Annotated in this window: 11 protein-coding genes; 5 read left to right on the top strand and 6 right to left on the bottom strand. The window is 69.2% G+C overall.

All coding sequences use genetic code 11. The features are described from left to right. Window positions 1–2 precede the first annotated feature (2 nt). Entirely contained in the window at window positions 3–1295 is a 1293-nt protein-coding gene (locus R2B38_RS38475) for a sugar ABC transporter substrate-binding protein (RefSeq protein ID WP_318020428.1), read from the bottom strand. A gap of 271 nt (window positions 1296–1566) precedes the next feature. Here R2B38_RS38475 and R2B38_RS38470 point away from each other — a divergent pair, with 271 nt between their 5' ends. Continuing rightward, on the top strand, window positions 1567–2574 hold the full coding sequence (locus tag R2B38_RS38470) for a LacI family DNA-binding transcriptional regulator (RefSeq protein WP_318021898.1): 1008 nt from the start codon (window positions 1567–1569) through the stop codon (window positions 2572–2574). A 71-nt stretch (window positions 2575–2645) separates the two neighbouring features. Further along, window positions 2646–3449 carry an SAM-dependent methyltransferase gene (locus R2B38_RS38465; RefSeq protein ID WP_318020427.1) on the top strand — a complete coding sequence of 268 codons (804 nt, stop codon included), beginning with the start codon at window positions 2646–2648 and terminating at the stop codon, window positions 3447–3449. 65 nt (window positions 3450–3514) lie between these two features. Here the strand turns inward: R2B38_RS38465 and R2B38_RS38460 are convergent, their stop codons facing one another. Continuing rightward, window positions 3515–4063 (bottom strand): ATP-binding protein, encoded by a 549-nt coding sequence (locus tag R2B38_RS38460; protein ID WP_318020426.1) that lies wholly within the window; start codon window positions 4061–4063, stop codon window positions 3515–3517. 213 nt (window positions 4064–4276) lie between these two features. On the opposite strand from R2B38_RS38460, the gene R2B38_RS38455 reads away from it, so the two are divergent. Both R2B38_RS38455 and R2B38_RS38450 read left to right on the top strand, forming a co-directional pair. Then, on the top strand, window positions 4277–4528 hold the full coding sequence (locus R2B38_RS38455) for a DUF397 domain-containing protein (RefSeq protein WP_033279071.1): 252 nt from the start codon (window positions 4277–4279) through the stop codon (window positions 4526–4528). Between the two features lie 160 nt (window positions 4529–4688). Continuing rightward, window positions 4689–5594, top strand: a complete 906-nt coding sequence (locus R2B38_RS38450) for a helix-turn-helix transcriptional regulator (protein ID WP_318020425.1) — start codon at window positions 4689–4691, stop codon at window positions 5592–5594. Window positions 5595–5618: 24 nt separating this feature from the next. On the opposite strand, the gene R2B38_RS38445 is transcribed toward R2B38_RS38450, so the two are convergent. Together R2B38_RS38445 and R2B38_RS38440 are read right to left on the bottom strand one after the other, a co-directional pair. After that, the gene (locus R2B38_RS38445; protein WP_318020424.1) at window positions 5619–7166 is read right to left on the bottom strand and encodes an alpha-L-fucosidase; all 1548 of its coding nucleotides are present in this window, start codon (window positions 7164–7166) and stop codon (window positions 5619–5621) included. Window positions 7167–7189: 23 nt separating this feature from the next. Continuing rightward, window positions 7190–9052, bottom strand: a complete 1863-nt coding sequence (locus R2B38_RS38440) for a family 20 glycosylhydrolase (protein WP_318020423.1) — start codon at window positions 9050–9052, stop codon at window positions 7190–7192. Window positions 9053–9355: 303 nt separating this feature from the next. Here R2B38_RS38440 and R2B38_RS38435 point away from each other — a divergent pair, with 303 nt between their 5' ends. Next, window positions 9356–10699, top strand: coding sequence for an amidase (locus R2B38_RS38435; protein ID WP_318020422.1), 1344 nt, complete (start codon window positions 9356–9358; stop codon window positions 10697–10699). Window positions 10700–10718: 19 nt separating this feature from the next. On the opposite strand, the gene R2B38_RS38430 is transcribed toward R2B38_RS38435, so the two are convergent. Together R2B38_RS38430 and R2B38_RS38425 are read right to left on the bottom strand one after the other, a co-directional pair. After that, window positions 10719–11201, bottom strand: a complete 483-nt coding sequence (locus R2B38_RS38430; RefSeq protein ID WP_318020421.1) for a GNAT family N-acetyltransferase — start codon at window positions 11199–11201, stop codon at window positions 10719–10721. A gap of 56 nt (window positions 11202–11257) precedes the next feature. After that, window positions 11258–11431, bottom strand: a complete 174-nt coding sequence (locus R2B38_RS38425; protein ID WP_199810877.1) for a hypothetical protein — start codon at window positions 11429–11431, stop codon at window positions 11258–11260. Between the last annotated feature and the right edge of the window lie 825 nt (window positions 11432–12256).

Genomic DNA, 12256 nt, shown 5'->3' with positions numbered 1-12256 from the left:
CCTCAGCCCTCCTGCTGGAGCAGCGTGTCGCACTGCTTGACAGCGTTGTCGAGAGCCGTCTTGGGGCTCTCCTTGCCCTGGAGTGCCTTGGCGACCTCGTTGCGCAGCGCGGTCTTCATCTGCTCGCTGAACAGCACCGGCGTGTAATTGACCGCGTTCTTCAGGGACTTGGCGGCGGCGATCCGCACCCGCGTCTCGTCGGTGCCGTCCTCCTTCGTGAAGTACGGGTCGTCGAGGGAGCCGGCGGTGCTCGGGAAGATGGCGACCTTCTTCGCGAACGACATCTGCTGCTGGGCGTCGGTGACGTAGTGCGCGAAGGCGACGGACGCGGGCGTGTGCTTGGTCTTGGAGTTGACCATCACGCCCATCACGTACATGTTCACGTGCCCGGTGCTGGTGATCTGGTCGGTGATGCCGATGTTCTTGTACAGGGTCGGCGCCTGCTTCTTGAAGTTGTCGAGGTCCAGGGCGCTGCCGGGGTTCATGGCGACGGCGCCGGTGAGGAACTTCTTGCCGGACGACTCGGGGGTGGCGGTGAGCGCCTGCGGGTCCAGGGCCTTCGCGTCGTACAACTCCTTGTACTTGGTGAGGAGTTCGATGCCCTTCGCGTCGTTGAAGGCGAAGGCGGTACCGGCCTTGTTCATCAGCTCGACGCCGTAGCGGCCGAAGTCCTCGACGGTGGGGACGTTGGCGAGGGTGGCGACCTTGCCGTCGGTCTTCTTGGCCAACTGGAGTGCCTGGGCGAAGAGTTCGTCGTACGTCTTCGGCGGCTGGTCGGCGTTGAGCCCGGCCTGTGTGAAGAGGGACTTGTTGTAGAAGAGCGGGCCGGTGTTGAGGTACCAGGGGAAGGCGTAGGTGCCGGTCATGCCCGGTATCTCGTGGCTGGCCCAAGCACCCGGCAGGTACTCGCTCTTGTACTTCGCGGCCGACTTGTCGAGGTCGAGCGCGAGGCCCGCCTTGGCGAGCGGGGCGACGAGATCCGGGGAGACGTTGACGACGTCGGGCAGGGTGCCGCCGGCGGCGTCCGCGCTGATCTTGTCGGCGTAGCCCTCGGCGGGCTGGTCGATCCACTTCACGTGGGTGCCGGGGTACTGCTTCTCGAAGCCGGAGATCACGCCCTCGAAGTACGACTTGAAATTGGCGCGGAGGTTCCAGGTCTGGAAGGTGATGTCGCCCTCGACCTTGCCCGAGGCGTCGGTCGAACCGCCGTCGTCTCCCCCGGAACCGCAGGCGCTCAGCGGCATGAGGACGACGGCGGCGGCAGCTGCGGCGAAGGCTCTGCGGGAGATGCGCACGGCGAGTGGCTCCTTTGCCAGTGAGGTTGGCTGATCGTGCCGGGGCAGACCTTGCACGGTGTTCCCGGGGCCCGTCAATGGATTCCGCTCAGCTAAATTCATTAGTTGGCCGGATCCGGCCAACTGCACTGGTCAGCGAGGTGTGTTCGCATTCTTGCGGTGGATCACTAATGCGCTTTAGGGTGTGCGGACTCAAGCGCATTAGTGCGCGGCACCGGTGGAATGGAGTGCAGGCTTGTCAGGCAAGCGGTCGCCCGCGCGTCGGCCGACGATGAAGGACATCGCGCAGCGCGCCGGTGTGTCCGAGAGCGCGGTCTCCTTCGCGCTCAACGGCCGGCCCGGCGTCTCCGAGATCACCCGCGACCGGGTGCGCCGGGTCGCGGAGCAACTGGGCTGGCGGCCCAGTACGGCTGCGCGGGCGCTGTCCGGGGAGGGTGCGGCGACGGTCGGTTTCGTCCTCGCCCGGCCCGCGGACACCCTCGGCGTCGACTCGTTCTTCCTCCAACTCGTGTCGGGCATCCAGGAGGTGCTGGCCGAACGCCATCTCGGGCTGCTCTTCCAGATGGCCGAGGACGTCGACGACGAGTGCGCGGTCTACCGGCGCTGGTGGGCCGAACACCGGGTGGACGGCGTCCTGGTGGCCGACCCGCGCACCGCCGACCCGCGGCCCGACCTCCTCGACGAACTCGGCCTGCCCGCCGTGGTGATCGGCGGCGCACCCGACGAACGGCACCCCGGTCTGTCGACGGTGTGGGCCGACGACGCGGGCGCGATGACCTCGGTCGTCGACGAGTTGTACGCCCGTGGCCATCGGCGCATCGTGCACATCGCCGGGCTGGCGGGCCTCGCGCACACCGAGCGCCGTATCCGCGCCCTGCGCGCCGAGGCCGCGCACCGCGAACTGACCGAGGTGCACTCGGTGACCACCGACTACTCGGACGCGGCCGGAGCCGCCGTCACCCGCCGGGTGCTCGAAGTCACCGCTCCCCCAACGGCGTTGATCTACGACAACGACGTGATGGCCGTCGCCGGGGTGGCCGCAGCGACCGAACTCGGCTTCTCCGTACCGGCGGACGTGTCGGTGGTCGCCTGGGAGGACTCCGCGCTGTGCCGCATGGTCCGGCCGTGGCTGTCGGCGCTGTCCCGCGACAGCGTGGAGTTCGGCCGTACGGCGGCCCGGGAGTTGACCGCGCTGCTGGACGGCGGTCCGGCGCGCACGGTGCGGGTGCCGGTGCCTCGGCTGATCGAGCGGGACAGCACGGGACCGGCACGGGCATGAAAGGGGGCGTGTCCCCCGTTTCGAGGCCGAATCGCCGGACACCGCCGGGTACTTCGTGTGAGGCTTTGCCCATGACCTCCGAAGACCCGCTGGCCGACCGGCTCCAGCTCGACCGGCCGCACTCCGCCCGTGTGTGGAACTTCCTCCTGGGCGGCAAGGACAACTACGCCGCCGACCGCGAGGCCGGCGAGATGATCGTCCAGATGTTCCCGGACATCGCGCTCCTCGCCCGCCTCCAACGCCGGTTCCTGGTAAAGGCGGTGCGCTATCTCGCCGAGGACGCGGGCATCCGCCAGTTCCTCGACATCGGGACCGGTCTGCCCACCGTCGACAACACGCACGAGGTCGCTCAGCGCATCGCGCCCGAGAGCCGCATCGTGTACGTCGACAACGACCCGCTGGTGCTGGTGCACGCGCAGGCGCTGCTCACCAGCACCCCGGAGGGTGCCTGCGCCTACGTCGACGCCGATGTGCGCGACCCCGAGAGGATTCTCGAAGCCGCCGCCCAGACCCTGGACTTCACCAAGCCGATCGCGCTGACGATGCTGGGCATCCTGGGTCAGATCCCGGACTCGGACGAGCCCGAGGCCGTCGTGGCCCGCTTCCTCGACGCGTTGCCCCCGGGCAGCTATCTCGCGCTGACCGACGGCACCGACACCAACGCGGCGCTCAACCAGGCGATTTCGGTGTACAACGCCAACTCCGCGAGCTCCTACCACCTGCGCAGCCCCGAGCGGATAGCGACGTTCTTCGACGGCCTCGATGCCGTCGAACCCGGCATCGTCCCCATTTCGCGGTGGCACCCGGAGCCCGTCGACGTGGGCCGTGATCCATCCGTCGAGAACACGATCTGCGGCATCGGCCGCAAGGCCTGAGCACCAACACCGAAGAGGGGCATCGGAGTTGCCGGTGTCCCTCTTTGTCATTCTGTGCCCTTGGGTCAGATCCGGAACAGCGCCCAGACCGTCTTCCCGCCGCCCGCCCTCAGGTTCCAGCCCCACGACTCGCTGAGCGCCGAGACGACTTGCAGACCGCGCCCGGACTCGGCGAACTCGTCGGGGTGCCCCTCCACAGGTATTCGATCGCTGTCGTCGGTGACCGCGCACACCGCGTACGGCAGCCGGTCCCACACCGCGAGCCACAGTGAAGGCCGTGGCTCCGCACGGGAATTGGGCGCCCGGCCGTAGCGCAGCGCGTTGCTCACCAGCTCCGACACGGTGACCGTCACGTCGTCGACGAGTTCCTCCCCGGCCCGGTCGGCGAGTGCCGCCCGGGTGAAGTCCCGTGCCACCTGCGCCGATTGAGGCATCGGCGGCACGACCAGGACGGAGCAGAGGGCGGGATCGCGCCCGTCACCGGCAGCGGGGACCAGGGTGACGGTCCGCCCAGGCTCGGGCGGGCCCACCTGATCGACGGCCCGGCACAGCCACTCCCAAGTCCCCTCGATCCGCAGGGTGTCGACCGGTCGTACGACTTGCTCTGCGGACATCGCGACCCCTGAGACCCCTGGGAGAGAACACCTGCGCGCACTACACCTGTCCGGAGCATCGTCCTCCGCCTGCCCCTGCAAGCGCAAGTGCATCGGCAATTACCGCTGCAATTGCAGACGATCTTGCGAGCGGCCCACCCGAGGGCTATCGTCCTCCGCATCACCAATGGATGCAATTGAAGCTGCAATTGCATTCGATCTTCCGGGGGAGCGATGAGGCCTCACATAGAGCACGCGAACGGCATGTCGGCGACCCTGCTGAGCGACGCGCAGTGGCGCAAGAGCCACCACAGCAACCCCGAAGGAAACTGCGTCGAGTTGGCCGCGCTCTCCGACGGCCAGGTCGCCGTGCGCAACTCGCGCCATCCCGAAGGTCCGGCGCTCGTCTACACCAGCGCCGAGATCTCCGCGTTCGTCCGCGGTGTGAAGGACGGCGACTTCGACGGCCTACTCCCCGGCCGCTGAGGTCAGGCAAGACCCGCGGATGGCCGGAAGGCGCCGGACACAGGCCGGCACCTTCCGGCTCCTTCACTCCCCGCAGTTATCCGGAACCTCGGTGCTACGATCCTGTCTTGAGTCCCGAAAACTTGCGGACGGTATCGGCGCGACCGCCGAGGGGATGAACATGACTGCAGCTCAACCGGAATACGCTCCCTCGGGTTCGGACGTGCTGAGCCTTCAGCGCGGCGGTCCGACGGTCCAGCGCATCATGCTGGGCACCCGCCTGCGCCGCCTGCGCGAGTCCCTCAACATCACCCGGGACACGGCCGCTTCGGCGATACGCGCCTCGGACGCCAAGCTCTGCCGCATGGAGCTGGGCCGCGTCGGCTTCAAAGAACGCGACGTGGCCGACCTGTTGACCCTCTACGGCCTCCAAGAGCCCGACGCACGCCAGGAGTTTCTGGACTCGGCCCGCCGTGCCAACGAACCCGGCTGGTGGCGCGCGTACGGCGACGCCTTCCCGACCTGGTTCGAGCAGCACCTGGGTCTGGAGGAGGCCACCTCCCTCATCCGCACCTACGAAGTGCAGTTCATCCCGGGCCTGTTGCAGACCGCCGGGTACGCCGAGGCCGTCATCCGGCTCGGCCGACCCGTCGACACCCCGGACGCGATCCAGCGCCGCGTCGAACTCCGCATGACCCGGCAGGAGTTGCTCACCAGGCCCGGCGCTCCGAAGCTGTGGGTCGTGGTGGACGAGGCGGCGCTCCGCCGTCCGCTCGGCGGGGCGGACGTGATGCGCGAGCAGCTGCGGCACCTCATCGAGACGGCCGCCCTGCCGAACGTCACCCTCCAGGTGCTGCCGTTCCACGTGGGCGGCCACGCGGCCGCCGGCGGTCCGATCACCGTGCTGCGCTTCCCGGTGCCGGACCTGCCGGACATCGTCTACCTCGAACAGCTCACCAGCGCCCTCTACTTGGACAAGCCCGACGAGGTCGACCGCTACCTCGCGGTCATGGACCGGCTGAGCATGGTGGCCTCACCGGCCCCCGAGTCGGTGGCCTTCCTGGAGAAGCTCCTCAGCGAGATGTGAGGACAGGCGGTTTCCGGCCGCCGCTCAGACCCGCGACCGGTACAGCCCGAACTCCGCGATCTTCACGGTGTCCCGGGCTGCCGTCACGCGAACCCGCCACCGCCGGGCGCGTACGGGCGCGGCCAGCAGCAGGATGCGGCTCGCGCCGATCGTTCCGGCCCGGGTGACCTCCTTCCAGGCCCCGTCGACGTACGCCTCGACCACGAAGGCCTCGACCTGCTGGCCGTAGCGCCTTATGTCCTCCGCCAACCGGACGCGGTCCACGGTCCGTTCGGCGCCGAGGTCGACGGTGACCCGGCCCGGCGAGACGGCCGTGCTGGCCCCGCGCGCAAGGTCCTCGGGCAGTTCCCGGTCCACGCGCTCGCGGAACTCGCGCAGGCGTGCCACGTCCGGGGCCGCCAGCACACCGTCCGTGTCCGGAGGCACGTTGAGCAGCAGAACCGAGTTGCGGCCGACCGAGCCGAAGTAGATGTCGATCAACTCGTCGACGCTCTTGGGGAGTTGGTCCGGGTGGTAGAACCAGCCGTCGTGGATCGACACATCGCACTCGGCGGGCCACCACTGGAGGTAGTCGGTGTTCGGCAGCGCCGAGACGAGCGCGCTGCGACTGCCCTCGTCGGGGGTGTCGTACGACAACGCCCAGTCCGTGCGCCCGTATTGCTCCTCCTTGACCGGGAGGACGCTCCACTCGTCCTCCCGCGCGATACCGCCCTCGTTGCCGACCCAGCGCACGTCCGGGCCGGTCACGGCGATCGCCGCGTCCGGGGCCAGCGATCTGACCAGGGTGTACCAGCTGTCCCAGTCGTAGTCCTCGACGTGGCCCGGCGGGATACGGCCCTGGGCGCCGTCGAACCAGACCTCGTCGATCGGACCGTACTCGGTCAACACTTCGTAGAGGGTGTTGAGCATATGGGCGCCGTAGTCGGTGGCGTCCAGCGTGTAGAAGGCGTCCGGGGTACGGTCGTCGCCGTCGACGAGCGTCGGGATCATGCGCGTGGTGCGGGCACTGCCGTTGGCGTAGACGCCGTGGAGGTACTGGTTCTCGTCGGCGGGTGAGAGGTAGACGCCGGCCTTGAGGCCGTACCGCCGCATGGAGTCGGCGAAGGAGCGCAGGACGTCGCCCTGGCCCGCACGCCAACTGCTGTACGCGACCGTGTGGTTGGTGTAGCGGGAGGGGTAGAGGACGAAGCCGTCGTGGTGCTTGACGGTGAGGATGGCCAGCTTGAAACCGCCGTCGCGCAGGGCGCGGGCCCACTGGTCGGTGTCCAGGCCGGTCGGCTGGAACACGTTCGGGTCCTCGTCACCAGTCCCCCACTCCAGGCTGGTGAAGGTGTTCACGCCGAAGTGCAGGAACGCCGTCCGCTCCAGCTGCTGCCAGGCCACCTGCCGTGCGGTGGGCCGGACTTGGGAGGCCTTGCGGACGAGGTCGGCCTCGGTGTCGTCGGGGCTGACGGGGATGCGGGAGCGGGAGTCGGACGGGGGCCGGGGCGCCGCGAGGGCGGATGCCGTGGCGGTGCCGGTCGCGGCGAGCGCGGTGGCCGAGAGGACGAAGAGACGTCTGGAGAGGGCCATGGGGGTGGGACTCCTCTGGTTGGTCAGTGGGCGGTCAAGTGCCAGGTGGCGGGCTGGTGTTGGTCCGGCGGGTACTGCACGAGCCGGCCGTCGTCCGCGACGCTCAGCGCCATCTGCGTGATGGCGTTCACGAGCCGGTAGCCGCCGGCCGCGGGCGTCAACTCCCAGCGCTGCATGGTGTTCGCGGCATCGCAGGCCTGCGGGGTCGCCGAAACCCCGGGCTGGAGCGGCACGTTGAGGGTGAGCTTGCCGCCCCGCACCTCAAGGCAGCCGTCGGCGGTCCGCAGCGTCGCGTAGCCGTCCGGCGTGCGCTGCACCGCGGCGTCGAAGGAGGCGCCGCCCGCCGTCCGGAAGGTGTATGTCCCGTCCGGCACCGGTACCCGGGTCAGGTCCCGCCAGCCGGGTGCGTGCCCAACTGCCGTACCCCGCGAGGTGAATTGGGCGTACGTGGCGTCGGGATGCGGATCGCCCCAGGTCGCCTGGGCGAGGTGGCGTAGCGCGGGTTCGGTATCGGTGGTGACCTCGTTCTCGGTCTCGCCGCGGCCGTTGTCGGGCCAGAGGCTGATCTTCGCGCCGGTGACGCCGGCGCTGGAGGTGAGCTTCTCCCCCTCGAAGCTGCGCGGGTCCCAGCTCTGGTCGTACAGCGCCTCGGTGTCGCTGTGGAAGCCGCCGCGGACGAGGTAGAGGGAGTAGGCCGCGTTCATCAACGGGTAGCCCTGGGCGATGAGTTGGCTCGGTTTCTCCGTAACGTTCAGCCAGTGCTCGACCGTCGTGCCCGCCGCCACCGGCACGGTGTTGGCGCCGGTGAGTCCGTCGTTCCAGATGCGCAGCTTCTTGCCCTTGCTCGCGGCGTAGGCCTGGACGCGGTTGATGAAGTCGATGTAGGCGTCCTGCGGGGTGGCGCTGGCGCCGTACTTCTCCTGGGCGTAGCGCAGCATCTGCGGGTAATTCGAGTAGTCGGAGCCGAGCATGTACTCGTCGGCGCCCATGTGCCAGGACGACGCGGTGAAGACCTGCGCGTACTCGTCCATCAGGCTCGTGTAGTAGTCGAACGCCGCCTGCTGGGTGACGTCGAGCCGGGCGGGCTGCTTGTTGCCATCGCTGTCGGTGAGCTGGAGGTCGGGACGGTTCTCTATCCACGGGTCCATGTGGCCCGGTGAGTTGATCTCGGGAATGATCTCGACGTGGTACTTGTCGCCGAGGGCGACGAGGCGGCGCATCTCGTCCGGCGTGTAGTAGCCCCAGGTGTTGGCCTCCGGATGCGCGGCGCTCTTCACCTTGAGTTCCAGGAGCAGTTGGTTGAGCTTGTGGTACGCCATCTCGCGCACCAGGTTCTCCAGCCAGGGCAGGGAGACGTGGATGTAGCAGGCGCAGACGCCGACCCCGCGTTCCTTGTAGCGCGGTACGTCGACCGTGCGTCCGGCGGGGATGTGGTCACCCTGCGCGAGGAGTTGGAGGAGGGTCCGGGTGCCGTAGAAGGCGCCGGTCTCGGTGGCGCCGGTGACCGACAGCCGTCTGCCCGCCTGGAGTTCATAGCCCTCCGCGCCCAACGAGCCCTTGGTCGGCCGGACTTGGATCACGATGTCACCGGGGCGGGCGGCACCACCACGTACGACGGGCACTGTTCCGTGACCGGCCGCCTTCAGGTCGTCGGCGAGGGTGCCGGCGACTTCGCGCTCGCTCTTGCTGTCGGCCACGAGTCGGGTTCCGGGTCTGAAGTCGTAACTCCCGTGTTCAGGAGTCCAGTTGGACAGTGCGGGCACGGTCACCGGCACCGCCTGCTCCAGCCCCTCCTGGACCGCGACCGCCGGTGCGGGTGCCGCGAGCAGCGCGAACACCGCCGCGAAGCCGATGAACCGGAACCGTCTCTTCCTGCGCTCAGCCATGACACTCCACCGGTCGCGATTGATCGGACGGCTGATGATTGAACTGCGCCCAGGAGCTGTCAATGGGCGGCGGGAGCAGCCAAGTTGAGCCATTGATCGGATGACCAGCGGCTCAGTCGACGCCCGCCCGGTACCGGCTCGCGAAAAGTCCAAGAAGACGGCCTCGAATGTCCAAGACCGGCGGCCCTTGGTCTCCCAGAACCAGCGGCCTTGGTTTCCATGGCCGGACACCTCTCGACGCACCGCCCCGGCCGAGGCACAGTTCTCCGTACATACTCGCGAGTAGTGAGAAGGAGCGCGCCCGTGACCAGCTGGGTCGGCCGTACCGCCGTCGAGATCGCCGCCGCCGTACGCGAGAAGCGGGTCACACCCCGTGAGGTGGTGGCCGAGCATCTCACCCGGATCGAGCGGCTCGACGGGCAGGTCGGCGCGTTCCGGGTGGTGCGGGCCGAGGCGGCGCTCGCGGAGGCCGACAAGGTGGGCGCGCGGGCCGATCTGGCCGAACTCCCCCTGGCGGGCGTGCCGGTGGCCGTCAAGGACAACCTCCCGGTGACCGGCGAGTCCAACCGGGTCGGCTCCACCGCGACCCCGGACACGCCCGCCGACCACGACCACGTCACCGTGGCCCGGCTGCGGGCGGCGGGCGCGATCGTCGTGGGGCTCACCAACGTGCCCGAGCTGTGCATCTTCGGTACGACCGAAGGCGTCCACGGCACCAGCCGCAACCCGTGGGACACGACCCGCACGGCGGGCGGTTCCTCCGGTGGCAGCGCGGCCGCCGTGGCCGCCGGCATGGTGCCGATCGCCCTCGGCAACGACGGCATGGGCTCGCTGCGCATCCCCGCGGCCAACTGCGGCCTCGTCACCATCAAGCCCGGGTTCGGGGTCGTCCCGGCCGGTATCGGCGACGGCGACTGGTTCGGAATGTCCGAGAACGGCCCCCTCGCGACGACCGTCGAGGACGCCCGGCTGATGTTTTCGGTCATCGCGGACATCGAGGTCGTACGCCCTGACGAGCCGACGTCACGGAAGATCGCCGTCTCTGTGCGGAGCCCGCTCGCCGGAGTCGCCGTCAGCAAGTCGTATACGACCGCCGTACGGGAGGCGGCCGGGCTGCTGAACCGGGCCGGTCACACCGTGGAGCGCGCCGATCCGCCGTATCCGCTGTCCCTGAGCACGACGTCGCTCGCGCACTGGACGGCCGGCACCTCGGTGGACGCGGCGGGGCTCGACCCGCGGAAGCTGACGCGACGGACGCGGGTGCACGCGGCGATCGGGCGGCGGTTCGTGAAGAGCGTCCGTACCGGCAAGGGCCGGGAGCGGCTGCGGGAGCGCCTCGCGCCGTTCTTCGCCGAGCACGACATCCTGCTGACGGCGGCGCTGGCCCGCCGCTCCCCCAAGGCCGAGCCGTGGCACGAGCGGGGCTGGCTGCGCAATGTGCTGGCCAACACCAACTACTCGCCGATGACTCCCCCGTGGAACCTCACCGGCTGGCCCGCGATGTCGGTCCCGTTCGGCACCCTGCCCTCGGGCGCGCCCTGCGCCGTACAGCTGGTGGGGCGGCCGGGGTCGGAGGCGGCGCTGCTGGAGCTGGCGGAGGAACTGGAGAAGCTGCGGCCCTGGCAGCGGACCGCGCCGCTCGACTGAGGAGCCCGGTGTGTCCCGGCTAGAGGGCGCGGTACATGACGTGCAGGCCGACGCGGCCGACGCGGGGATGGTCGAAGGCGTCGGGCACCGTGCCCAGGATCGTGAAGCCGAGGGAGAGCCAGAGCTTGACGGCGGGGTTGGTCTCGACGACGGCGTTGAAGACCATGCCGCGGAAGCCCTGGTCGCGGGCGGTGGTGAGGATGTGTTCGGCGAGGGCGCGTCCGATGCCGCGGCCGCCGTGGTCGGGGTCGACCATGAAGCCGGCGTTGGCGATGCGGTCGGCGGGGCCGCCGTAGTTCGGGGTGACGAAGGCCGAGCCGACGACCGTTCCGGTCTCGTCCTCGGCGACGTACACGCGCTTCGGCGGGCTCGTCCACAGGGCCCGGGCCGCCTCTTCGGAGGTGTCCCGGGCCCAGGTGTAGGTGTCGCCGGCGGCGACGATCCGGTGCCAGAAAGGCCAGATCCGCGGCCAGTCGTCGGCCGCGGCTTCTCTGATCAGCATGGGCGTGATTTTCGCACGCCCATGCTGTCGGCGATCGCGATGGGTCCCTGCGGGGGTCAGTCCACGCTGGGCAGGATGTGGGGCTCGGCGAGGTCGTCCTCGTAGCCCGCGAGACGGATGGGGGCGGACCGTGCCCACACGGCCAGGCTGCCGAGCTCGTCGGACCGGTGGCCCGCACGCTCCGTGTGTTCCTTGGGGCGTTGCTCGCGATTCGTCTTTTCCGGTGTCACCGCGCACTCCTTATGTGTCGGGTCACCCTCGGGGCACGACCGGCCGTCTCCGGTCCGGTACCTGGCCCGCTCGGGCGTGGGTTGAAGGCAGTTCGGACGCGGTGGCGCCGGTTACTCGTGTGAGAGCAGGCCGTGGTGACCGGCTTGCCCCGGGACGGACCATGGGTGTGGGTGGGACCCCTTGTCGCTGTCCGTCTGCCTCAGGTTAACCAAATGAGCGCCCCGCCGCTCTATGGGGCTGAAAACATGGGGTAAAGATTAGAGACATGCGGCCAACGGGCCTTGCCTGCCCGGACCGGGCGAGCAGTAGTTGCCTTCGACTCCTGAAGCCGCTGCGTGAGGTCTGCGGGCCGCATCCGAGGCCATCGCCTGGACGCCTGCACCTCCACTCTGCCGCCGTCGTCACGGAACCGCAGCTCAACGGGACGGAGGCGCGCTCGACCGATCGCCGGAGAGCGCTCCACAGCCACGCGGAGCTTGGTTCGGACCTTCTCCGGGACTCCATAGGGCGTCGCCAGGAGACCCGCTCGTCAACCGATCACGTTGAAGCCATTGACGCATGGAGAGTCGCGCCGGACACTCCTGCATTGAAACGGCGATTTCCGCCCGGTGAGCAGCCAACTCAGGCTCGTCCCACCCGACATGACGGATCGTCCGTGATCAGCCGCGCGCACCAAGATTCACAGTGCGGCGGCACCGACGCAGAGGAGGACGACGAGCAACCGCAGACCCATGATCGCCCTGAGAGCGCTCTCAAAGACACCAGCAGACCATGTCGCGAGACCACGGAGACGACCTGATCCCCATCCCCACCAGGAGTCAGGC

Origin of the sequence: Streptomyces sp. N50 (assembly GCF_033335955.1) — a bacterium.
In the GTDB taxonomy this organism is placed as follows: domain Bacteria; phylum Actinomycetota; class Actinomycetes; order Streptomycetales; family Streptomycetaceae; genus Streptomyces.
The sequence above is the reverse complement of the archived record's forward strand: the minus strand, read 5'-3'. Positions and strand labels throughout refer to the sequence as shown.

Bases quoted from the DNA above. Each gene is read 5' to 3' on its own strand.
- R2B38_RS38440 (WP_318020423.1), bottom strand. From the start codon at position 9,052: ATGGCTGAGCGCAGGAAGAGACGGTTCCGGTTCATCGGCTTCGCGGCG.
- R2B38_RS38445 (WP_318020424.1), bottom strand. From the start codon at position 7,166: ATGGCCCTCTCCAGACGTCTCTTCGTCCTCTCGGCCACCGCGCTCGCC.
- R2B38_RS38430 (WP_318020421.1), bottom strand. From the start codon at position 11,201: ATGCTGATCAGAGAAGCCGCGGCCGACGACTGGCCGCGGATCTGGCCT.
- R2B38_RS38470 (WP_318021898.1), top strand. From the start codon at position 1,567: ATGAAGGACATCGCGCAGCGCGCCGGTGTGTCCGAGAGCGCGGTCTCC.
- R2B38_RS38450 (WP_318020425.1), top strand. From the start codon at position 4,689: ATGACTGCAGCTCAACCGGAATACGCTCCCTCGGGTTCGGACGTGCTG.
- R2B38_RS38460 (WP_318020426.1), bottom strand. From the start codon at position 4,063: ATGTCCGCAGAGCAAGTCGTACGACCGGTCGACACCCTGCGGATCGAG.
- R2B38_RS38465 (WP_318020427.1), top strand. From the start codon at position 2,646: ATGACCTCCGAAGACCCGCTGGCCGACCGGCTCCAGCTCGACCGGCCG.
- R2B38_RS38455 (WP_033279071.1), top strand. From the start codon at position 4,277: ATGAGGCCTCACATAGAGCACGCGAACGGCATGTCGGCGACCCTGCTG.